Source organism: Brevundimonas sp. NIBR11, from assembly GCF_027912535.1.
In the GTDB taxonomy this organism is placed as follows: Bacteria; Pseudomonadota; Alphaproteobacteria; order Caulobacterales; family Caulobacteraceae; genus Brevundimonas.
Genome location: NZ_CP115465.1, coordinates 1,203,936 through 1,225,247, shown reverse-complemented (window position 1 = coordinate 1,225,247; position 21,312 = coordinate 1,203,936). Strand labels below are relative to the sequence as shown.

Annotated in this window: 21 protein-coding genes; 10 read left to right on the top strand and 11 right to left on the bottom strand. The window is 67.7% G+C overall.

Going from position 1 to position 21,312, the window contains the following annotated elements:
* Positions 1-22: 22 nt before the first annotated feature.
* The 4 genes from prfB to O5O43_RS05915 all read right to left on the bottom strand — a co-directional run bounded on the left by prfB (position 23) and on the right by O5O43_RS05915 (position 5,746).
* Positions 23-1,145 (bottom strand): peptide chain release factor 2 gene (gene prfB, locus O5O43_RS05930; RefSeq protein ID WP_271085986.1). Its coding sequence is split into 2 segments (ribosomal slippage): positions 23-1,075 and positions 1,077-1,145, totalling 1,122 coding nucleotides; the frame shifts between segments, so codons are not numbered across the junction.
* A gap of 122 nt (positions 1,146-1,267) precedes the next feature.
* Complete coding sequence (locus O5O43_RS05925; RefSeq protein ID WP_271086394.1) at positions 1,268-3,661, bottom strand: penicillin-binding protein 1A; 2,394 nt, start codon at positions 3,659-3,661, stop codon at positions 1,268-1,270.
* Positions 3,662-3,746: 85 nt separating this feature from the next.
* Complete coding sequence (locus O5O43_RS05920) at positions 3,747-4,454, bottom strand: exonuclease domain-containing protein (RefSeq protein ID WP_271085985.1); 708 nt, start codon at positions 4,452-4,454, stop codon at positions 3,747-3,749.
* A 65-nt stretch (positions 4,455-4,519) separates the two neighbouring features.
* Complete coding sequence (locus O5O43_RS05915) at positions 4,520-5,746, bottom strand: N-acetylmuramoyl-L-alanine amidase (RefSeq protein ID WP_271085984.1); 1,227 nt, start codon at positions 5,744-5,746, stop codon at positions 4,520-4,522.
* A 507-nt stretch (positions 5,747-6,253) separates the two neighbouring features.
* Here O5O43_RS05915 and O5O43_RS05910 point away from each other — a divergent pair.
* The 5 genes from O5O43_RS05910 (at position 6,254) to O5O43_RS05890 (ending at position 12,334) form a co-directional block, all read left to right on the top strand.
* Positions 6,254-8,965 carry a ribonuclease E/G gene (locus tag O5O43_RS05910; protein WP_271085983.1) on the top strand — a complete coding sequence of 904 codons (2,712 nt, stop codon included), beginning with the start codon at positions 6,254-6,256 and terminating at the stop codon, positions 8,963-8,965.
* Between the two features lie 56 nt (positions 8,966-9,021).
* On the top strand, positions 9,022-10,446 hold the full coding sequence (locus tag O5O43_RS05905; RefSeq protein WP_271085982.1) for a M48 family metalloprotease: 1,425 nt from the start codon (positions 9,022-9,024) through the stop codon (positions 10,444-10,446).
* Positions 10,447-10,468: 22 nt separating this feature from the next.
* Positions 10,469-11,263 (top strand): thioredoxin domain-containing protein, encoded by a 795-nt coding sequence (locus O5O43_RS05900; RefSeq protein WP_271085981.1) that lies wholly within the window; start codon positions 10,469-10,471, stop codon positions 11,261-11,263.
* 295 nt (positions 11,264-11,558) lie between these two features.
* Positions 11,559-11,744 carry a hypothetical protein gene (locus O5O43_RS05895; protein ID WP_271085980.1) on the top strand — a complete coding sequence of 62 codons (186 nt, stop codon included), beginning with the start codon at positions 11,559-11,561 and terminating at the stop codon, positions 11,742-11,744.
* A 38-nt stretch (positions 11,745-11,782) separates the two neighbouring features.
* Complete coding sequence (locus tag O5O43_RS05890; RefSeq protein WP_271085979.1) at positions 11,783-12,334, top strand: hypothetical protein; 552 nt, start codon at positions 11,783-11,785, stop codon at positions 12,332-12,334.
* Positions 12,335-12,429: 95 nt separating this feature from the next.
* Here the strand turns inward: O5O43_RS05890 and O5O43_RS05885 are convergent, their stop codons facing one another.
* Entirely contained in the window at positions 12,430-12,723 is a 294-nt protein-coding gene (locus O5O43_RS05885) for a hypothetical protein (protein ID WP_271085978.1), read from the bottom strand.
* Positions 12,724-12,944: 221 nt separating this feature from the next.
* Between O5O43_RS05885 and O5O43_RS05880 the strand changes: the two genes are divergently transcribed.
* Positions 12,945-13,520, top strand: a complete 576-nt coding sequence (locus O5O43_RS05880; RefSeq protein WP_271085977.1) for a hypothetical protein — start codon at positions 12,945-12,947, stop codon at positions 13,518-13,520.
* An 81-nt stretch (positions 13,521-13,601) separates the two neighbouring features.
* Here O5O43_RS05880 and O5O43_RS05875 read toward each other — a convergent pair whose 3' ends face one another.
* The 4 genes from O5O43_RS05875 to thiS form a co-directional block, all read right to left on the bottom strand.
* Positions 13,602-15,308 carry a hypothetical protein gene (locus tag O5O43_RS05875; RefSeq protein ID WP_271085976.1) on the bottom strand — a complete coding sequence of 569 codons (1,707 nt, stop codon included), beginning with the start codon at positions 15,306-15,308 and terminating at the stop codon, positions 13,602-13,604.
* Between the two features lie 69 nt (positions 15,309-15,377).
* Positions 15,378-15,878 (bottom strand): DUF3224 domain-containing protein, encoded by a 501-nt coding sequence (locus O5O43_RS05870; RefSeq protein WP_271085975.1) that lies wholly within the window; start codon positions 15,876-15,878, stop codon positions 15,378-15,380.
* Positions 15,879-15,935: 57 nt separating this feature from the next.
* Positions 15,936-16,730: a thiazole synthase gene (locus O5O43_RS05865; protein WP_271085974.1), complete on the bottom strand. Its 795-nt coding sequence runs from the start codon at positions 16,728-16,730 to the stop codon at positions 15,936-15,938.
* 40 nt (positions 16,731-16,770) lie between these two features.
* Positions 16,771-16,968 carry a sulfur carrier protein ThiS gene (thiS, locus tag O5O43_RS05860; RefSeq protein WP_271085973.1) on the bottom strand — a complete coding sequence of 66 codons (198 nt, stop codon included), beginning with the start codon at positions 16,966-16,968 and terminating at the stop codon, positions 16,771-16,773.
* A gap of 114 nt (positions 16,969-17,082) precedes the next feature.
* Between thiS and aroQ the strand changes: the two genes are divergently transcribed.
* Genes aroQ through aat form a run of 4 tightly spaced genes read left to right on the top strand, consistent with a single transcriptional unit; the run spans position 17,083 to position 20,162 of the window.
* Complete coding sequence (aroQ, locus tag O5O43_RS05855) at positions 17,083-17,544, top strand: type II 3-dehydroquinate dehydratase (protein ID WP_271085972.1); 462 nt, start codon at positions 17,083-17,085, stop codon at positions 17,542-17,544.
* Positions 17,545-17,569: 25 nt separating this feature from the next.
* The gene (accB, locus tag O5O43_RS05850) at positions 17,570-18,088 is read left to right on the top strand and encodes an acetyl-CoA carboxylase biotin carboxyl carrier protein (protein ID WP_271085971.1); all 519 of its coding nucleotides are present in this window, start codon (positions 17,570-17,572) and stop codon (positions 18,086-18,088) included.
* A gap of 4 nt (positions 18,089-18,092) precedes the next feature.
* A complete protein-coding gene (accC, locus tag O5O43_RS05845; protein ID WP_271085970.1) occupies positions 18,093-19,442 on the top strand; it encodes an acetyl-CoA carboxylase biotin carboxylase subunit in 1,350 nt (449 codons plus the stop codon).
* Positions 19,443-19,466: 24 nt separating this feature from the next.
* Complete coding sequence (aat, locus tag O5O43_RS05840) at positions 19,467-20,162, top strand: leucyl/phenylalanyl-tRNA--protein transferase (protein WP_271085969.1); 696 nt, start codon at positions 19,467-19,469, stop codon at positions 20,160-20,162.
* Here the strand turns inward: aat and O5O43_RS05835 are convergent.
* Both O5O43_RS05835 and O5O43_RS05830 read right to left on the bottom strand, forming a co-directional pair.
* A complete protein-coding gene (locus O5O43_RS05835) occupies positions 20,129-20,803 on the bottom strand; it encodes a DUF2155 domain-containing protein (RefSeq protein ID WP_271085968.1) in 675 nt (224 codons plus the stop codon). The genes aat and O5O43_RS05835 overlap by 34 nt on opposite strands.
* Positions 20,800-21,192 (bottom strand): NADH:ubiquinone oxidoreductase subunit NDUFA12, encoded by a 393-nt coding sequence (locus O5O43_RS05830; protein WP_271085967.1) that lies wholly within the window; start codon positions 21,190-21,192, stop codon positions 20,800-20,802. Before O5O43_RS05830 ends, O5O43_RS05835 begins: the two co-directional genes overlap by 4 nt.
* Positions 21,193-21,312: the final 120 nt, after the last annotated feature.

The window sequence follows — 21,312 nt, the reverse complement described above, 5'->3', positions numbered from 1 at the left end:
CGGAAGCCGCCCTTTTTCATGTCTAGTCGACGGTCGAGCCCCGGGTCTCGCCGACCCGGGCCGCCAGGGCGGCGCCCATGAACGGGTCCAGGTCGCCGTCCAGAACCCCTTGCGTATCCGAGGTCTCGACCTCGGTCCTCAGGTCCTTGACCATCTGATACGGCTGCAGGACGTAGGACCGGATCTGGTGGCCCCAGCCGATGTCGGTCTTGGCGTCGGCCAGCGCCTGGGCCGCCGCCTCGCGCTTCTGCAATTCCAGCTCGTACAAGCGCCCGCGCAGCATCTTCCACGCCATCTCGCGGTTCTGGTGCTGCGACCGCCCGGCCTGACAGGCCACGACCGTATTGGTCGGAATGTGCGTCAGGCGGACGGCGGAGTCGGTCTTGTTGATGTGCTGGCCGCCCGAGCCGGAGGCCCGATAGGTGTCGGTCCGCACGTCGGACGGGTTGATGTCGATCTCGATCGTGTCGTCCACGACCGGCGAAACCCCGATCGAGGCGAACGAGGTGTGGCGCTTGGCAGCGGCGTCATACGGGCTGATCCGCACCAGACGGTGCACGCCCGATTCCGACTTCAGCCATCCGTAGGCGTTCGGCCCGGTGATCAGGACCGTCGCCGACTTGACGCCGGCCTGTTCGCCCTCTTCCAGGGCCTCGATCTCGACCTCGTAGCCGTGCGCCTTGGCCCAGCGGGAATACATCCGCAGCAGCATCCCGGCCCAGTCGTTGGACTCGGTCCCTCCGGCGCCGGAGTTCACTTCCAGATAGGCGTCGTTACCGTCGGCCTCGCCGGACAGCAGCGCCTCCAGCTCGGCCCGAGCGGCGCGGTCCTTGATGGCCTTCAGGGCGGCGCGCGCTTCGTCCAGCGTTGCCTCGTCGCCCTCTTCCTCGGCCATTTCGGACAGCATCACGCCGTCCTCCAGATCGCGGATCATCTCCTTGACGCTGTTGATCTTGGCTTCCAGCTGGGCGCGTTCGCGACTGACGGCCTGAGCCTCGTCGGGCTTGTCCCACAGGGTCGGGTCTTCGACCCGGGCGTTCAGCTCATCGAGCTTTCGATTGGCGACATCCCAGTCAAAGACGCCTCCTGAGCAGAGCGACGCTCTGCTCGATGTCGGCCTTCATGGCCTCGACATCCGGTCTCATATGCAAATCCTCACGGTGCGGAGGGGCGGAGATAGATGGCGCAGGTCGTTTGGGGAAGAGGGCTTAGGTCTTAGAGCTTGGTCGGAATCGATCTGTCCAAGCCCTAAGGCCTACTCACCCCTTTAGAACAACCCGTCCAGATCCCGCGCCGGTTCCTGCCTCGGCGGCGGGGGAGCCGTCGGGGCGGGCGCGGACGGGCTGACGCCTGCGGCAGCTTCCTGCTCACGCCGGATGACCTCGTTGTAGTTCTGCGGGCCCACGGGCGCGACCGGACCGGTCTCGCGCCGTTCCTGCTCGCGACGCCGTTCTGTGCCGGGACGGAAGGCTTCCTCGATGCCGTTCACGTTGCGGAAGATCGCGCCGCGCGGACGGACGAACGGACGCGCCGGACGCTCCCTGAGGGCCACCGTCATGAAGTCGGTGAAGATGGGCACGGCGGCCGAAGCGCCGGCCTCTCCGGAGCCCAGCGATCGGTTGTCGTCGAAACCGATATAGACCCCGACCACGATGTCGGTCGTGAAGCCGACGAACCAGGCCGAGCGGTATTCGTTGGTCGTGCCGGTCTTGCCGCCGACCCAGCGACCCAGCCCTCGGGCCGAGGCGGCCGTACCACGCTGGATTACGCCCTCGAGCATGGACGAAATCTGATAGGCGGTGATCGGATCGATGACCTGGGTCCCGCGCGGTTCCAGGAAGGGCGAGGCCTGTCCCGAGAAGGCGCGACCGCAGTCGCGGCAGCGGCGCTGGTCGGCCCGGTAGATGGTCTCGCCGTCCCGGTCCTGGACATACTCGATCAGATAGGGATCGACCCTGCGCCCGCCGTTGACGAAGGCGGCGTAGGCGGCGGTCAGGTGATAGGCCGTGACCTCCCCGGCCCCCAGCGACACCGACAGATTGGGCTGCAGGTTGTCGGCGACCCCCATGCGGGCGGCCAGATCGACGACCTTGTCCATGCCGATGGTGTTGGCCAGCCGCACGGTCATGACGTTGCGCGACAGCTCCAGCCCCCGACGCAAGGTCGAGGGGCCGTAATAGCGGCGGCTGTAGTTCTCGGGCGTCCAACGGCGTCCGCCCGGCCCACCGGCGAAGCTGATCGGGCCGTCGACCACGATCGAGGCGGGCGTGAAGTCGCCCTCCAGGGCGGCTGCATAGACGAACGGCTTGAACGACGACCCCGGCTGGCGCTGGGCCTGGGTCGCGCGGTTGAAGCTGCTCAAGGCGTAGGAATAGCCGCCGACCATGGCCAGGACCCGGCCCGACTGCGGTTCGATGGCCACCATGGCGCCGTTCACGGCCGGCACCTGTTTCAGTGCGAATTGACCGTTGCGGGGCTCGACGAAGATCAGGTCGCCGCGCTTGAGCGGACGGTTTGCGTTGGCCCAGGCGGCGTCGGCCGCGATCAGGGTTCCGGTCGTGTCGTCGCGCGCGGTGCGGATCTGGACCGTATTGCCCGACACGCTCTCGACGGCGGCGGCGCGCCAGGCGCGACGCTCCGGCGGGGTCTGCTGGCGCAGGGCCACGGCCTGCCAGCCCGGTGCGAAATCGGTCGTGCCCCAAGCTCCGCGCCAGCCGTGGCGGCGGTCGTAGTTCTCCAGACCCTTCATAAGGGCGTCGCGCGCGGCCGTCTGCAACGACGGATCCAGCGTGGTCCGCATATAGAAGCCGCCCGCGTTCAGCTGGGCCCCGAACTCAGGGTTGGCGGCGGCCTGACGACGCGCCTCCTCGACGAAGAAGTCGGCGTCCTGATACTCGGCCCGGCGTGGCGCATCGCGAGCATTCAACGGCCGGGCGATGGCTTCTTGGTATTGCGCCTGGGTGATGAACTGGTTCTGGGCCATCTCGCCCAGCACCCAGTTGCGACGGCCCAGAGCCGCGCCCGGATGGCGTTTCGGATGGTAGTTGTTCGGCCCCTTGGGCAGGGCCGCCAGGAAGGCCGCCTCGTCCGGCGTCAGCTGCTGGAGCGATTTTCCGAAATAGTTGTAGGCGGCCGAAGCCACCCCGTACGACCGGTATCCCAGGAAGATTTCGTTCAGGTACAGCTCGAGGATCTGCTCCTTGTTCAGCGTCGCCTCCAGGCGGCTGGACAGGATGGCTTCCTTCAGCTTGCGGCCGATGGTCGACTCGTTCGTCAGCAGGACGTTCTTGGCCACCTGCTGGGTGATGGTCGATCCGCCCTCCAGACGACGCCCGGTGGCGAAGTTGAAGACGTTCTTGAACATCGCCCGGCCCAGACCGGACACGTCGATCCCGCCGTGATTGAAGAAGTTGCGGTCCTCGGCGGCCAGGAAGGCCTGCACCACGGTCGTCGGGATCTGCTCGTAGGGCACATAGATGCGGCGTTCGTCTGAGAACTCGCCGATCAGGGTGCCGTCGCCGGCATAGACCCGCGTCGCGGTCGGCGGACGATAGTCGGCCAGCTCCGACGCATCGGGAAGGTCATGGAACAGCCAGGCGGCGTAGACCGCCACGATCAGCCCCGCGAGCGCGATCGCGCCCAGAAGGCCGATGCCCGCCATCACGAACCACCGTTCGGCAACCTTCACCAGGACTCTCTCCGACTACGCGCCCAGAGGCCGGTTTAGCCCGCGTCGTCTTACGGGGCTAGCCGACTTTTCGCCGTTCCAGTTCGGCGCGGGCGGCTGACACCGCGTCGACATCCATGTCCGTTTGGCCCGCCATCCATCGCAGGTAGTCCATTGGCACCTCCGCCCATGGCTTCCTGCGGTGCTTGCCGAACGGGACGGTGGCCATCTCGCGGGGAGCGGCGGTCCATTCGATCATCCGCTCGACCGGGTGTTCCTTAAGCAGGTCCATCAGGATGTGGGCGGTCACCCAGGCGTCCGGCCCCGCTCGGTGCGCCGGATCGGCCAAGGCGGGGTCCAGTCGGAAGCCGCGCCAGTATCTCAGCACCTGGTTGGAATGTCCGGGCGCCGAGGGCCAGGCCTGTTTCGCCGATCGCACCGTGCAGATCCAGGGCAGGCCGCCGTGCGCGGTATCGGCGATGAACCCTCGTTCGAATCGGGCGCTGTGGGCCACCATGGCGTCGGCGGGCCCCAGGGCGGCGAACATCTCGCGCAGCGCATATTCGTCGCAGTGCGGATCGTCGGCGTGGAAATGCTCGGGCGTCAGGTGATGCACGGCCATGGCGTGGAATGAGATTTCGCCCCTCGGCCGGAACAGCTTCGACACCGGCGGACGCGCGGTCCAGCCGCCCTGCCCGTCTGCGATCACGTCGACGATGCCGACCTCGATGATTTCCGAAGTCCGGTCCCCGCCGGTGGTTTCAAGATCGATGACCCGCAAACGCATCGGGACGATGTAGGCCTTTCGGCCGCGATTGCACGCCCGCCGACGTCAGGATCGGACGCAACCCGTCAGGGCTGACCGCCCGATCCGCTCAGGGACGCCAGTTGCAGAGGCGCTTCCGGCTCGCGGAAATACCGGTCGATGCCCTCGGCCACGGCCCGCACCAGTCGTCGACGTTGCGCCGTGTCGCCGAGCGCCCGCTCGTCGTCGGGATTGGTGATGAACCCCATCTCCAGCAGCACGGCCGGTACGTCGGGGGCCAGCAGCACGGCCAGACCCGCATCCCGATGGCTGCGTCGCAGCAGCGGATGATCGGCGGCCTCCAGATGGGTCAGCAGAACCCGCGCGAACTGGGCCGAGCGGTTCTGGGTCGCGCGCTGGGTCATGTCCAGCAGGATGCGATCCACCGACGGATCGCGGCCCGGAAGATGAAGGTCGCGATGCCAGTCGTCGCTGCGGGTCACCTCACGCACGGCTCGCGTCGCCCCCTGTTCGGACAAGGTATAGACCGAGGCTCCCCGCGTCGCCGGATCCGCCCCGGCGTCGGCGTGCAGCGAGATGAACAGATCGGCGTCCGCCTGACGCGCGATCCGCACGCGCCGATACAGATCGACATAGGTGTCCGTCTCGCGGGTCAGCATGACGCGATACCGGCCCGTGCGATTCAGTTCGTCGCGGAGGGCGAGCGCGGCGGCCAGGGTCACGGCGCTTTCGTTGCGATGCGCGCCTTGGGCCCCCGGATCGTGCCCGCCGTGGCCGGCGTCGATGACGATCAGCGGACGTTCGGTCCGACGCGGCTCGGGCCGTGGCGCCTGACGCTGAGCCGACGGAACTGGGCCTGAGCCCGTCGCGGCGATGTCGATGACGTAGCGATAATAGGCGACCCCGTCTCCGGGCGGCAGCAGGAAGCGGCGCTCGATCCGCGCCGTCCGCGCCAGACCCAGTTGCACGCGCGAGGCCGTGCCGGAGGCGCTGACCCGCCAGTCGCGAACCAGGCCGGATCCGGCCCCGTCCACGCCCCGCCCCGCGCCCACTCCGGCCAGGGTGAGCACGAGCGTGCCGTTGTCGCCGCTTTCGATCACCTCGCCGCGCGCCGAGCGATCCAGGTCGATGACCACCCGCGTCCGCTGCACGTCGCCGCCGAAGCGCACGCCGCGCACGTCTCCGCTCGCCCCGGCCGCCAGCCCGCGCGTCGAAATCAGCAGAACCACGCCCAGCACCAGCAGGGCGAGCGCCGTCATGGCCCACTCACGCGGACCCCAGACCGACAGGTTGAAATACTTGCGACCGTTCATTCTGACGGCGACCCACCTTCTTTGTTGGGCCCTTGATGCCAGAGCGCGGTTTGGATTGGGTTAAGCGCAGGCGTTTTCCGACAGTCCTCAAGCTAAAGCAGAGCGCTGCCTTTCCATTCGCGTGCGGCATGCCTATGCTTGTGTTCGTCCGCGAACGATCGCGCCGCCGCATTGTCGGATCGGCGCGGCCCCGGCGCGGCGCTGACTTCCCGCTTTCGCGGATCGACCGGACCAGCGCTTGCCTGGCCAACCGATCGACGAACTCGGGCTCATCCGAACCGGATCTTGCGACGCCCCATCGGCGCGTGCGGGTCCAGGACCGACCAGAACCCATGGGCCTTTCCGCCTGCCTCTCCCTGACCGCGACCGCCCTTTCCGGGCCGTTCGCCAACGTCGTCGGCCTCCGCCGCGACGCCGGGATGACGCTCGCCCGCGCCCCTTACCCCGTTCGGCGAGCCGCCCCGGCCTCTCAAGGTCTCGGCAGAGCGCGCCAGAGAGATACCTTCAATGTCAAAGACGATGCTTATCGATGCAGCGCACGCGGAAGAAACCCGCGTCGCTATCGTGGACGGCCGCCAGGTTGAGGAATTCGACTTCGAGTCGAAGACCAAACGCCAGCTTCGCGGCAACATCTACCTCGCCAAGGTCACCCGCGTAGAGCCCAGCCTTCAGGCCGCCTTCGTCGAGTACGGCGGCAACCGCCACGGCTTCCTGGCCTTCAACGAAATCCACCCGGACTACTACCAGATCCCGGCCGCCGACCGCGAAGCCATCATGGCCGAGGCGCATTCGGCCGACGACGATCACGACGACGAGCACGCCCGCGACGACGACGAGTCCGAAGGCGGTCTGGCCGAAGAGGAACGCCTGAAGCGTCGCCTGATGCGCCGCTATAAGATTCAGGACGTCATCAAGCGCCGCCAGATCCTGCTGGTCCAGGTCGTCAAGGACGAGCGCGGCGGCAAGGGCGCGGCCCTGACCACCTGGCTGTCCCTGGCCGGCCGTTACTGCGTCCTGATGCCTAACACCGGCAAGGGCGGCGGCATCTCTCGCAAGATCACCCAGGCGTCGGACCGCAAGCGCCTGAAGGCCGCCGCGGCGGCGCTCGACGTGCCGCGCGGCATGGGGCTGATCATCCGCACGGCCGGCGCCAAGCGCACCAAGGCCGAGATCAAGCGCGACTACGAATACCTGCTGCGGCTCTGGGAGACGATCCGCGAGACCACCCTCGCCTCCCACGCGCCCTCGCTGATCTACGAGGAAGAGAACCTCGTCCGTCGCGCGGTCCGCGACATGTTCGACAAGGATTTCGACGGCATCCAGGTCGAGGGGGTCGAGGGCTTCAAGGAAGCGCGGGACTTCATGCGCGTGCTGATGCCTTCGCAGGCGAAGAAGGTCCACCTCTATCAGGGCTCCAAGCCCCTGTTCGCCGCAAACGGCATCGAGGAACTGCTGACGCAGATCCACCAGCCGGTCGTCCCGCTGAAGTCCGGCGGCTATCTGGTCATCAACCAGACCGAGGCTCTCGTCGCCATCGACGTCAACTCGGGTCGCGCCACCAAGGAGCGCAACGTCGAGGCCACGGCCTTCAAGACCAATTGCGAAGCCGCCGTCGAGGCCGCCCGCCAGCTGCGCCTGCGCGACCTCGCCGGCCTGGTCGTCATCGACTTCATCGACATGGATGAGGGCAAGAACAACCGCACGGTCGAGCGCATCCTCAAGGATGAGCTCAGCCACGACCGCGCCCGCATCCAGATGGGCCGCATTTCCTCCTTCGGCCTGATGGAGATCAGCCGCCAGCGCCGCCGCCTCGGCGTGCTGGAAGGCGCCACCGAGGTCTGCCCCCACTGCCAGGGCGCCGGTCGTGTCCGCTCGGCCGAGTCGGCTGCTCTTATGGTGCTGCGCGCCGTGGACATCGAAGCCGGCAAGAACGGCGCGGGCTCGATCAACCTGAAGGTCTCCTCGGCCGTCGCCCTCTACATCCTGAACCACAAGCGCGATTATCTGCAGCGCCTGCTGGAGCGTCGCGGCCTGGCCGTCATCATCCAGATCGACGACCGCCTGGGACAGGGCGAAAGCAGCATCGAGCGCACCGAGACCAACGAGGATTTCGTCGCTCCCGAAGCCTCGGTCACCCTGGCCGATCTGGACGACGACTTCGACGACAGCGCCTTCGCCGATGAGGACGATGACGACGACGAGGACGAGTTCATCTCCGACGAGGACGACGACGACGCCCTGGATCGCGAAGACTCCGACGACGACGAACCGCGCGAACGGTCCGAGCGTCACGACGGCGATCGCGGCCGCGGTCGTGGACGCCGCCGTCGCGGCGGTCGTCGCGACGAGGAATCGGCTCCCGTGGCCGCCGACGCCGAGGCGCTCGGCGACGATGACGACAGCGAGGCCGGTCGCCGCCGCCGTCGCGGCCGTCGCGGCGGACGTCGCATCCGCGAGGATGGCGAAGGCTCCAGCGAGGGTTCGGGCGGCGCCGCCTTCTTCTGGGTCCGCGGCCGCACGCCGTCGCTGGACGACCCCTATGTCTGGTTCGACCCGATCAATCCGGCCCCGCGCGCCGAACGCGCTCCGGCTCCCGCCCGTGACCGCGACGAAGCCGCGCCCGACGTCGAGGAAATGATCGGCGAACGTCCCGAGGGCGAAACGGCCGGTGATCGCGAAGGCGGTCGCTCGCGTCGCCGTCGTCGCGGTCGTGGCCGTGGCGGCGAGCGCGCTGCGCCGCACGATCTGAAGGTCGAGGCCCGCGCCACCAACGAAGGCATGCCCGCCGACGGCGACCCCGACGCTCCCATGGCGGTCATCCTGCCCGAAGGCGCCTCGGACGAGCCCGCCCCGGTCGTCGTCGCCGAGCCCCAGCGCCGCCGCGTCCGCCGCAAGACCGCCGCTTCGTCCGTGGAGACGGACGTCGTCGCCCCCGAGACCGAAATCACGGTCGAAGAGGTTGCCCCGCCGCTGGAGCCGGAAGTCGCCTTCGTCGAGGCCGAGCCGGCCCCTGTGCCCGAGCCCGAGCCCGAGCCCGAGCCCGAGCCCGAGCCCGAGCCGGAACCCGAGCCGGAACCCGTCGCGCCGGAGACCCTGGTCGCCGCCGAGGCGGTGGCCCCGCCGACCCCTGAGGCCGATCTGTCGGCCATCATCGCCGCCGATCCGAACCAGATCACGGCTCCGCCCGCGAAACCGAAACGGGGATGGTGGCGCTTGTGATCAACCGCGCCTAGTTTAGCTCCATGAGGCGGGGGCGCCGTTCGAAGGAGTTCGCCATGATCCGGCCGACCCGCGTCGCGTCCTCCATCCTCGGATGGATCGCCGCGTCCGCCGCCGTCCTCGTGACGGCGGCGGCCGGCCCCGCCTCCGCCCAGTCCACCATCCGCGACACCGAGGTCGAGGGCATCATCCGCGGCTGGTCGGACCCGGTGTTCGATGCCATGGGGCTGGAGCCGTCGGAGATCGAGGTCCTTCTCGTCAACGATCCCGATCTGAACGCCTTCGCCACGCGCGGGCGGATCATCGGCATCAACACGGGCCTGATCCTGCGCACGCGCAATCCCAACGAGCTCCTCGGCGTCCTGGCTCACGAGGCCGGTCACGTGAAGAACCGCCACACCCTGCGCGACGGGGCCCAGTCCGCCGGAACCCAGCCCATGCTCATGTCCATGGCGCTCGGCGCCCTGGCCATCGCTGCGGGTCAGCCGGGCGCCGGGATGGCCCTGATCGGCTCAGGCCAGTATTTCGGCACAATCAACGCGCTTCACTACATGCAGGGCCAGGAGGGCGAGGCCGACATCACCGCCGCCCGAGGCCTGGAGGCCGCCGGCGAATCCGGCAAGGGCCTGGTCGACTTCTTCGAGAATTTCCGCTCGCAGGAGGTCTTCTCTGACGCCCGCCGCTATCCCTATTTCCGCAGCCACCCGCTGTCGGGTCAGCGGATCGAGGCCCTGCGCCGCCCGGTCGAGGCCGCCGCTCACTACGGCCACCAGGACAGCCCGGAACGCCTGGCCCAGCACGCCCTGATCCTGGCCAAGGTCCACGCCTTCATGGACCCGCCGACCCAGACGCTGCGCACCTATCTGGAGACGGACACCTCCTTCCCCGCCCGCTACGCCCGCGCCATCGCCTGGTACCGCGACGGCCAGACCCAGCGCGCCCTCGACGCCACCGACGCCCTGATCGCCGAGGACGTCTCCAACCCCTACCTCTGGGAGCTCAAGGGCCAGATCCTGTTCGAGGAAGGCCGCCCGCGCGAAGCCATCGACGCCCACCGCGAGTCGGTGCGGCTGAAGCCCGACGCCCCCTTGCTCCGCATCAACCTCGCCCACGCCCTGATCGAAACCAACGACAGCGCCAACCTCGAGGAGGCCGTCGACCAGCTCAAACGCGCCACCGCCCGCGAGGCGGACAACACCCTGGCCTGGCGCCTGCTCGGTCAGGCCTATGCGTCCCAAGGCAAGGAGGGGGAGGCCCGTCTCGCCTCGGCCGAATACTATTTCGCCGCCGGCGCCGAGGAACAGTCGACCCAGTTTGCGCTCCGCGCCCGCGACATGCTGGAGCCCGGCTCCAACGAATGGCGTCGCGCCATGGACATCGTCCTGGCCTCCGGCGCGACCATGGACGACATCGCCGACGTCGATCGTCGCAACGAACGTCGCCGCGAGCGCCAGACCGTCATCACCCCGCCCGGCGCCTGACCTTCAAGTACCCGAGACCCGCATGACCGACGAAGCCCCCACCCCGGCCGAGACGCCCGAACGCGACCCGTTCGCCTGGTTCGCCTCGGGCCGGGGCGGCGCGATCGCGGTCGCTGTCTCCGTCGTCGCCCTCGGCCTGGCCGCCGCCCCCTACCTGACCGGCGCAGGGGATTTCGGCGGCAAGGTCCGCGCCTATCTGCTCGCCAACCCCCAGGTGCTGGACGAGGTCCAGACCGCCTATCAGCAGCGCGCCGAGACCGCCCGCGTCGAGACCATCAACGCCGCGGTCGCCGCCAACGCCGCCCTGATGGCACCCGACCCGCGCGACCCCGCCTTCGGCCCCGCCGACGCCAAGGTCACGGTGGTCGAGTTCTTCGATTACCGCTGCCCGGGCTGCAAGGCGGTGTCGGAGGACTACCTGGCCCTGATGCGCGCCCACCCGGATGTCCGCTTCGTCTTCAAGGAATGGCCGATCCTGGATCGCGGCGACGACACCACCTCCAACTACGCCGCTCGCGCCGCGCTCGCCGCCCACCGCCAGGGCAAGTACCTCGCCGTCCACCAGGCCCTGATGGCGACGGACGGCCTGACCCGTGAAGGCGTCGACGCCGTCCTCGCCGCCAACGGCGTCGACATGGCCCAGGCCGCCGCCGTCATCCGCGACACCGGCACGGATCGCCTGCTTGCCGACATCCACACCATCGGCGCCACCCTGGGCCTCGTCGGCACCCCGACCTTCCTGATCAACGGCAAGACGACGGCCACCATCGCGCCGCAGGAAGTGGCGGCGGCGATCGCGGCGGCGAAGGCGGGGTAAGCGTCAGGTCTGCTTCTCGGTGGGAGGCCAAAGACGGCTTTCGACCCAAAGCGGACGTCGGCTGGAGCCGGTCGTGGGCCGAACTGCTGCGCCGCGCTCCAAATTCAACACGATGTCTCGTCCGCTTTTTGACCGGTAAACAGAAGCAGGCGCTGCTGGCCTGATGAAATAGCGCCGCTAGAACTCGCAAATCGCGCGATCGTCCCCATATGGGACATGCGCCCGCACGATCGCTACGCGCAGACTACGCCGGATCGCCTTCGCGACCCTAAGGGCGTGCTCCTGAGACAACGTCATGGCCCATCGCTCGTCCGCCGAACTCGAGGCCGAGAACGCTTACCTGCGCCAACGCGTGGCTCAGCTTGAAAACGACGTGATTGATCTGTCGGCGCAAGTCGTGCGGGCCCATCAACAGACCGAGAGGCTGATGGGTCGAGCGGCATCGCCTCCCAATCCCTTGAGTGGTGGCCAGTCCTTCTAAGGACCGGTCGACGCAGTCCTGCATCCAAAGGAATGACGATGATCGAAGAGAGCTTTATTCGGCTTTACGCCAACGATTTCGTACGCATGGCCCAGCGGCCTGAGGTGGTCTCTCTCGAGGATCCCGCTTTGGCTAAGCGGATATTGGAGGCGCGCAAACATGCCGGCGTCATGGACGCCAGGAAGGGCGACGGGCATCTGGCCGCCCTAATCAGCCGATTGCACGACGAAGCGCGCCGGCCCTATTCGGCCAGCCGCGTGGGGTCGAGCAATGAGTCCGATGCGGTTGGACGGCGACACCGATTTCTGGAGGTGATCGCGGATCGGCTCGCAGATCGCCAAGATAGACCTCAACCCATTATGTCGGAGCGGATGGAGGAAAGTGCCATCACCTATGATGGCGTCGTTGTAGGCTTACTGGGTGGCGGGCGCAGGAGTATCCGACTGGACAACGGACACATCGTCTCCGCAGTCCCCGCCAAAGGCGTCACGAAGTCTAAGCCGGGCGACCGGATGAGTATCGAAATCGCGATCCATCCATCCCAAGGCTGGCTAATGACGGGGCCGGGCCGAGCTGAATGGCCGGCATGACGCCGGAACAGCCGCTTTCCACCCCTGATGGACGTTTAGCGGGTGGCTGATGGATGCACGTCGCAACATCAGCTTTTCGGCCCTTAGTCAGGTTGTCAGCCAAGGCCGCGGTCATCGATCTTCGCCTGCTCGTCTCCGACAGCGGTGCGATTCAAACGCTTCAGGTTTTTGTACGCAACTAGTCCGATGAGGAACCCCGTTCCGACGATCAGGCAGGCCAGAAGCAAGTTTTCCCGGACATCCCACCCGTAGAAGCCGCTTACGCTCGCAACACCCAGTAGAGCTGCGACTGCAACATTAACACCCGCCATCACCGAGCCACCCGTCGGCTGTGGTGCATAGGCTTCAGCGCGCTCACGCGCGCGAGTTTCGACTTCGAAATGGTTCATCCCGCATCTAACCACCATCGTGTGTCCGCGCAGTGTCCTTTTCACAAGGTCCGCTTTCCACCCACAGCGGACAGTCCAAAGGTCCGCTCCTGCGCCAAATCCTGTCGAGAATAAACTTCAACCCATCAACGGATCGTCCTCAAACGCCTTCGAAATCAAGGCACGGCAATATTCAGACCCTTTATCCGCGCCTTGGTCCGGAACGGGCGGACACTGTGGGCATGACCCAGATCCAGTCCCGACCGCCCCGCCTCACACCCGAAGCCTGGGCTCATGCCCGCGAGGATTTCCTCGCCGGCGTCAGCGCCGCCGTCGTCGCCGAACGCTACGGCACGACCGAGCGAAGCATCCGCCGCCGCGCCGCGATCGAGGGCTGGCGACGCAGCGACTTCCTGCCGGGGCGGATGGCCCCGCCGCCGCCCTGGATGGCCGGGCCCAAGACAAAGGACGAGGAAATCGAGATCGACCCCGCCCTGGCCGAGGTCGACGAGGCCGAAACCGTTTCCCGCTTCGCCCTTCTGTTCAACCCGAACCCCCGGTCATTGCGCAACTTCGCCTTCCGCCACGCGGCCGAGAGCGCCGCCGTGGATCGGCCCCAGCAGGCCGTGGCCTGGATGCGGCTGGTCCAGCTGGTGAACAACGCCGATTTGCGGCTGGAGAGCGATAGTTCAGCCTTCCGCGACATCGACCACGTCCGCGCCGCCTACCTGCACCGCCTTAACGAAGCCGTCGCCGAGGACCGCGACGAGGCGTTGACGGAAGAAGCGCGGCGGGTGGACGCCGCTTCGCCCGACTGACCCGTTTTTGGTCCGGTTCGTCACCTTTCGTCCCGTTTCGTCACGTTGCGCGCGTCATGACGAACCGGACGAAACCCTGACCTAGGCCAGCTTCAGCGTCATCGTCCCGCCGATCCATTCGACGCGCGCCTTCTCCCGCGCCGTCTCGGCCGCCGCCATGTGCCCCAGCGCGGCCTCCGCCTCGGCCAGCACGAAATAGCTGTAGGGGTCCATCGGCCAGTCGACCAACAGTTCCTCGATCTTGGCCTTGGCCCCCGCCGCATCGCCCCTGGCCAGCATCGCGGCCGCAAGGCTGCGGCGGGTCGGGAACCAGATGATCGGCGGATCGCCGCCCTCCTCCTCCATGCCCTGTATCTCGGCGGCGCGGGTGAAGGCGGCGACGGCGGCCTCGGCATTGCCCTCGATCATCGCCGCCCGGCCCTCAAGCACCCGCTGCGACACCTCGACGAACAGCTTCATCTTGTCGGCCTGATCGCCGGTGATGGCGTCGCTCTCGCGAATGGCCTTGATCGCCTCGGCCTCGGCCCGGACAGCCGCTGCGTCCCCGGCTCGGGCTGCCGCCTCGCCCCGCCCGTAGCGCCAGCTGGTGCGTTGCAGCGGCCGCTCTTCCGGCGGTTCCGCCAGCGCCGCGACCTGGGCCGGTGAGCCGAAGCGGCCGTAGATCGCATAGGCGTCGTTGGCCATCAGCTGTCGCCAGGGGTTGCCGCTGCTCATGTCCGGATAGGTGGCCAGGAAGGCGTCGGCCAGGGCCAGCCCCTCCTCGCCGCCCCCGGCCATCAGGGCCCCGCCCATGCCGAAGTGGATGTTGTGGGCGTGCAACGGCATCCCTGTGATCCCGCCGGGGGGCGCCGCCAGCTCGTCGTACCGCCTGTCCAGCGCCACCGCCTCGACGTTGGACCGCATGGCGTCCCGGTAGCGGCCGACCCGGTAGAAGGTGTGGGACGGCATATGCACCAGGTGGCTGGCCGAGGGCGCCAGCCGAGCCAGCTTCTCGCCATAGGGGATGGCCTTGTGCGGATCGTCGGACCACTCGGTGAGATGGATGTAGAGGTGGATCGTGCCCGGATCGTCGGGCGCACCCTGCAGAGAGGCCTCCAGGATCTCCATGGCCCGGCCGATGCCCCGGTCGGCGGGTTTGCCGTCGTCGTCCCACCATTGATCGGCCTGCAGCATCCAGGCGTCGGCGGCCGTCGCGGCGATCATCGGGTCGTCGGGGTTGCGGCGCGCGATCCGGTCCATGGCCCGGGCGAACCGCACGCCCTGGCTGGCCGAGGCGCCGGAGTAGCGTTCGATCAGGGCGTCGATCATCTGTCGCTGGACGGCCGTGGCCCCGCGCGCCTTCCGCCGCGCCAGTTGGGCCAACTGCCGGCCCGCTCGGATGGAGGCGTCGTCGGTTCCCCCGCCGTTCAGGTTCGGCCCGATCGCCCAGGCCTCTCCCCAGGCGCACATCGCGCACTCGGGATCGATCGCCCGCGCCCGTCGGAAGGCCCGAACCGCCTCCTTGTGCTCGAACGCCCAGCGCAGCCGCACGCCGTGGTCGAACCAGGCCTGGGCTTCGGGTTTGACCGTGTCGACGGCCCAGGTCTCCGCACCGAAGCCGGGCACCATCACCATCTGGCCCTCGGGTGCGGCGTCCAGAACCGACCCCGCCCGCCCGCAGCCTCTGGGGTTCTGCAGCAGGGCGGCGCTCGCCTCCGCATCCGCCGTGGCCGAGGTCGCATCGGCGACCGCCGCCGGCCCTGCGAGACAGAGGGCCGCGGCCGTGAATGTGAGGAGTGTCAGTCGCATCGTCGTTCCCCTGAGACCAGTCGATCCTGCCTCACGGAGACGCCGGTTCCAACCCCACGCTTCGCCGCCTCACTCCACCGGCAGGCTATAGCTCAGGTCGTAGCGGTGTTCCCCGCCTTCGACGACCAGAGCGAAGTCCCCACCGATCCCCTTCAACTCCCCCGTCCCCGAGCCTGGCACGATGGTGATCGACAAGCTGTAGCCTTCCGCGCTCATATCGCCGCGATGAGCCATCAGGAATGCGCCGTTCCGCCCGTTCACCGTCCCCACGAACCGCTCCAGCGCCACATAGGTCCCGACCTGTTCGGACGGCCCGCCCGCCAGCATCTGGCCCACGCAGGCCCCGCTCATCCCGCCGGTGAAAGTCTTGGCTAGCATGAACCGGGCCAGACCCAGCCCGGCTTCCCTCACCTCCGGATCGGCGGGCGTGACCGAGACCTCGAACGTACCTGTCGCGTGCCGCATGACGGCCTCCTGAGCCCTTACCGTTCCCGCAGCCATCCACAGGACCGCGACCATCAGACCGATCACAGCCACGGCCAGATAGCCCCTGAAGGTCAAGGTTCGCATAGGCGACTCCGGAACATTACAGGAACATCCTGTCTCCGGATCGGCGTTCCGTCAACCTCAGATCAGGCCGGCCAGCGGCGAGGACGGATCGGCGTACATCCTCTTGGCCATCCGCCCCGCCAGATAGGCTTCCCGCCCGGCGATGACCGCGTGCTTCATCGCCCGCGCCATCCCGATGGGATCCTTGGCTCCCGCGATGGCCGTGTTGGTGAGCACGGCGTCGCAGCCCAGTTCCATGGCCACCGTCGCGTCAGAGGCCGTGCCCACGCCCGCATCGACCAGCACCGGCACCTTGGCCTGCTCGACGATGAGCCGCACGTTGATGGCGTTTTGCAGCCCCAGCCCCGAGCCGATCGGCGCCGCCGCAGGCATGATCGCCGCCGCCCCCGCCTCTTCCAGCCGCTTGGCCATCACCACGTCGTCGGTGCAATAGACCATCACGTCGAACCCGTCCTTGACCAGCATCTCCAGCGCCCGGAGCGTCTCGATCATGTCGGGGTACAGGTGCGCCGTGTTCGACAGCACCTCCAGCTTGACCAGGTGCCAGCCCCCCGCCTCGCGCGCCAGCCTCAGGGTCCGCACGGCGTCCTCGCCGGTGAAACAGCCGGCGGTGTTGGGCAGGAAGGTGAACCGCTCCGGCTTCAGATGGTCGACCAGCATCGGTTGGGACGGATCGCTGAGGTTCACTCGGCGCAAGGCCACGGTGACAATCTCCGCGCCTGCCGCCTCGGCGGCGGCGGCGTTCTGGGCGTAGTCGGCGTACTTGCCGGTGCCGACGATCAGGCGGGAGTTGAAGGTGCGACCGGCGACGGTCCAGGCGTCAGCGGCGGTGATCGGAGTTTGAGCGTTCATGCCCCTCATCTAGGCCCGCGCGGTCCGGAACGAAACCCGCTCAGCCGCCGCCGACGAACTGGACCAGCTCGATCCGGTCGCCCTCTCCGACCGGCGTCGTCGCATGCAGGGACTTCGGCACGATGGCGAGGTTGCGCTCCACAGCCACCTTGCGGACGTCGAAACCCAACTCCTCGACCAGGGCCAGGATGGTCGTCGCGGTCACGTCCCGCTCATCGCCGTTGACTTGAATGCGCATGTCGTTACGTCAACCTGACTACTGCGGCGCGCCTTGGCTTTGACGAGCGACGCCGTTCCGCTAAAAGGCCCGCCCACCGAAGAGCGCGGCTCTTCGCCAGTCCCTCCGGAGCGAATGCCCGATACCCCGGTCCTCTACGTCCTGAACGGCCCCAATCTCAACCTTCTGGGGGTGCGAGAGCCGCATATCTATGGACGCGAGACCCTGGCGGACGTTCAGGCGCTGTGCGAGGCGGCGGCCGAAGGGGCGACCGTGGTCTTCCGCCAGTCGAATCACGAAGGCGAACTGGTCGACTGGATCCACGAGGCCCGGACCGAAGCCTCGGCCCTGGTCATCAATCCGGCGGCCTACAGCCACACCTCCGTCGCCCTGCTGGACGCGCTGAAGGCCCTGACGATCCCGGTCGTCGAATGCCATCTGTCGAACCCCGCCGCGCGCGAGGATTTCCGGCGGCGCTCCTACGTTTCGCTGGCGGCTACGGGCATCGTCTCGGGCTTCGGCGCCCATTCCTACGAACTGGCCGTCAAGGCCGCCCTCCGGCTGGCGCGGGAACGCTCCGCAACGCCAGCCCGTTGACCACAGACCACAAGGCATAGCTCCCATGGCGACCGACAAGACACTCGACAACGAGCCCTCGACGGAAATCGACGCCACGCTGGTCCGCCAGCTGGCCGACATTCTCAACGACACCAGCCTGACCGAGATCGAGGTCGAGCGCGGTGAGCTTCGCATCCGCGTCGCCCGCGAGATCACAGCCGCTCCGGTCGTCCAGTATGCCGCGGCGCCTCAGCCGGCCTCATTCGCCCCTGCCGCCCCCACGACCGCAGCTCCCGCCGCGGCCGCTTCCATGCCGTCGGATCCGGCCACCATCGTCGCCAAATCGGGCGAGCAGGTGAAGTCGCCGATGGTCGGCACCGTCTATCTTCAGGCCTCGCCGGAAGCCCCGCCGTTCATCAAGGTCGGCGACACGGTCAAGACGGGCCAGACCCTGCTGATCGTCGAGGCCATGAAGACGATGAACCCGATTCAGGCCCCGCGCGACGGCGTCGTGGCCGAGGTTCTGGTCGGCGACGCTCAACCCGTCGAATATGGCGAAGCCCTCGTCGTTCTCGAGGCCTGAGGCTATGTTCAGCAAGGTTCTGATCGCCAACCGGGGCGAGATTGCGCTGCGTATCCACCGCGCGTGCAAGGAGATGGGCATCTCCACCGTCGCCGTTCACTCCGAAGCCGATCGCGGCGCCATGTGGGTGCGTCTGGCGGATGAGAGCGTCTGCATCGGCCCGGCCCCGGCCGCCAAATCCTATCTGAACATCCCCTCGATTATCGCGGCGGCCGAGATCACGGGCGCGCAAGCCATCCACCCGGGCTACGGCTTCCTGTCTGAGAACGCCCGCTTCGCCGAAATCGTCAACGCCCACGGCATGACCTTCATTGGCCCGACGCCGGAACATATCCGCGTCATGGGCGACAAGATCACCGCCAAGAAGACGGTGATGGACGCCGGCATCCCAGTCGTCCCCGGCTCGGACGGCGAGGTCGAGACCGTCGAGGCCGCCATTGAGGCATCGAAGACCATCGGCTTCCCCCTGATCGTCAAGGCGGCGGCGGGCGGCGGCGGACGCGGCATGAAGGTCGCCCTGACCGCCGACGACCTGGTCGAGGCCGTCCAGACGGCTCAGTCCGAGGCCAAGGCCGCCTTCGGCAACGGCGCCGTCTATATGGAGCGCTATCTCCAGAAGCCGCGCCACATCGAGATCCAGGTCGTGGCCGACAGCCACGGCAACGTCGTTCACTTGGGTGAACGCGACTGCTCGCTGCAGCGCCGCCACCAGAAGGTGCTGGAAGAGGCCCCCTCGCCCGCCCTGTCGGCGGAGGGACGCAAGGCCATCGGCGAGACGGTGAACAAGGCCATCGCCGCCATCGGCTATCTGGGCGTCGGGACGATCGAGTTCCTATGGGAGGACGGCGAGTTCTTCTTCATCGAGATGAACACCCGCCTGCAGGTCGAACACCCGGTCACCGAGGCCATCACCGGCGTCGATCTGGTGCGCGAACAGATCCGCATCGCCGCCGGCCTGCCGCTGTCGTTCACCCAGGAAGATATCCACTTCGAAGGCCATGCTATCGAGGTTCGGATCAACGCCGAGAACCCAGACACCTTCACGCCTTCACCCGGCACGATCACAGACTTCCACGCCCCCGGCGGCCTGGGCGTGCGGCTGGATAGCGCCATCTACGCCGGCTATTCGATCCCGCCTTTCTACGACAGCCTGATCGGCAAGCTGATCGTCCACGGCCGCGACCGCTCCGAGTGCGTCGCCCGCCTGAAGCGGTCGTTGAATGAGGTGGTCATCGGCGGCATCGATACGACGATCCCGCTGTTTCAGAAGCTTTTGAACGAGCCGGACATCCTGTCAGGCGACTATGACATCCATTGGCTGGAAAAATGGGCCAGGGCCCAGAAGGGCGAGTGACCATCGTCTCGGGACAGACCTGACGTGTCCGATCCCGAGGCGACCGCCTTACTTCCTCCCGAGCATTTCACCGCCGAGGCTCTGTTGCGCTGCTACGCCAACGGGGTCTTCCCGATGGCTGAGGCCCGCCACGATCCACGCGTCTTCCTCGTCGAACCGGACCAGCGCGGCGTGATTCCGCTGACCGCCTTCCACATCCCCAAACGCCTGGGTCGTACGATCCGGAGCGAACCCTTCGAGGTGCGCGTGGACACGGCTTTCGACGCCGTGCTCGACGCCTGCGCCGCCCCGAGCGCCGGTCGTGAAGACACCTGGATCAATGCCCCGATCCGTAGCCTGTATCTGGAGCTTCATGCGCATGGTTTCGCCCACAGCATCGAGTGCTGGCGAAACGGATTTCTAGTCGGAGGGCTCTATGGCGTGACCTTGGGCGGCGCTTTCTTCGGAGAGAGCATGTTCAGCCGGGCGACGGATGCGTCCAAGGTCGCCCTTGCCCATCTGGTCGCGCGGTTGAGGCTCGGCGGCTGGCGGCTGCTGGACGCGCAGTTCCGCACGCCTCATCTGGACCAGTTCGGCCTGATCGAGACCCCGCAGTCCACCTATCTGAGAATGCTGGCCGCAGCGCTGAGGGCCACGCCCGACAAGACCGTCCTGACCCGCCCTCTATCGGGCGGGGAGGCCGTGACCTACGCCTTGCAGCCCACGACCCAGGCGTCATAGATCGGGTGTTGCAGCCCGCTGAGGGCCGGGGTGGACGAGAACATCCAGCCTCGGAAGATCTGGCGCGGCGCCGCGCCCGCCGCCTTCGGCTGCAGCGTCACGTCGACATAGGCGATGGCGTCCTGCACCGGTTCGTTTTCTGCCGAGACCTCGCAGGCGCGGGCGGTGAAGATCAGGGCCTGGTTGAACCGCACGGGACGTCCGCCGACCTCGACCTCGAACCGCATGCTTTCGGCCGTGATCTTGTCGATCGCTTCGATGACCGCGACGCGCCGACGCTGGCGGGGAATCCGGGTCTCCGGCGCGAGACGTTTGGCCTTGTCCGCCTCGGACTCGCCGTCCTCGTCATCCTTGTCTTCATCACCGGCCTCGTCGGCGGACGCCTTTTTTTCTTCCAGCGTCCCAGCGGCGATCTCGACCGGAGGTGGAGGCGTGATGGCGATCGGCACGGCTGGGGCCGGATCTCCGGCCGGCGCGGCCTCTTCCGTCTGGGCATTGGAGCGCAGGGCGTCGCCGATAGGATCGGCGGCCGGCGTCGCATCCTGCGGCGCCGCGTTCTGCCAGCCGCCCGCGACTACGCCGCCGGCTACGGTCAGCCCGACGACCGCCGTGCCGACCAGCAGGAGCCCGGAGCGCTTCATTCGGGCGTCCACGCCTCGTAGTCGCCGGTCGCGGCGGGTCGTACGCCATCAGCCCGCAGGGAACCCTGCGGATGCCAGGCCAGCGGCGTGCCGGTCATGTTGGGCAAGTGATCCTTCTCCCATCGGCGACGCGGCAGAGGCGCCGCGGTCGGCGGCTCTTCGAAGGTGTAGTGCAGCCAGCCGTGCCAGTCCGGCGTCACCTTCGAGGCGTCGGCGTAGCCGCCGTAGACGACCCAACGGCGCTTGCGGCCGTCATAGCTGACGTTGTCGCGCGACTGGTAGTAGCGGTTACCCAGTTCGTCGGTGCCGATCAGCTCGCCGCGCTTGGCGATGGTGAACAGTGTGCCGATCGTCGCGCCGGACGTCCAACCGAAGATTCTGCCGAGCACGAGGCCTATCCAGTCTACAGATTCGGATCGGCGGGAGCCCCGATCCATTCCCCCGATCATAGAAACCGGCCGCCTCCGCGTCCAGCGCTCAGCCCAAATCTCCGCCGACAACATCTTGGG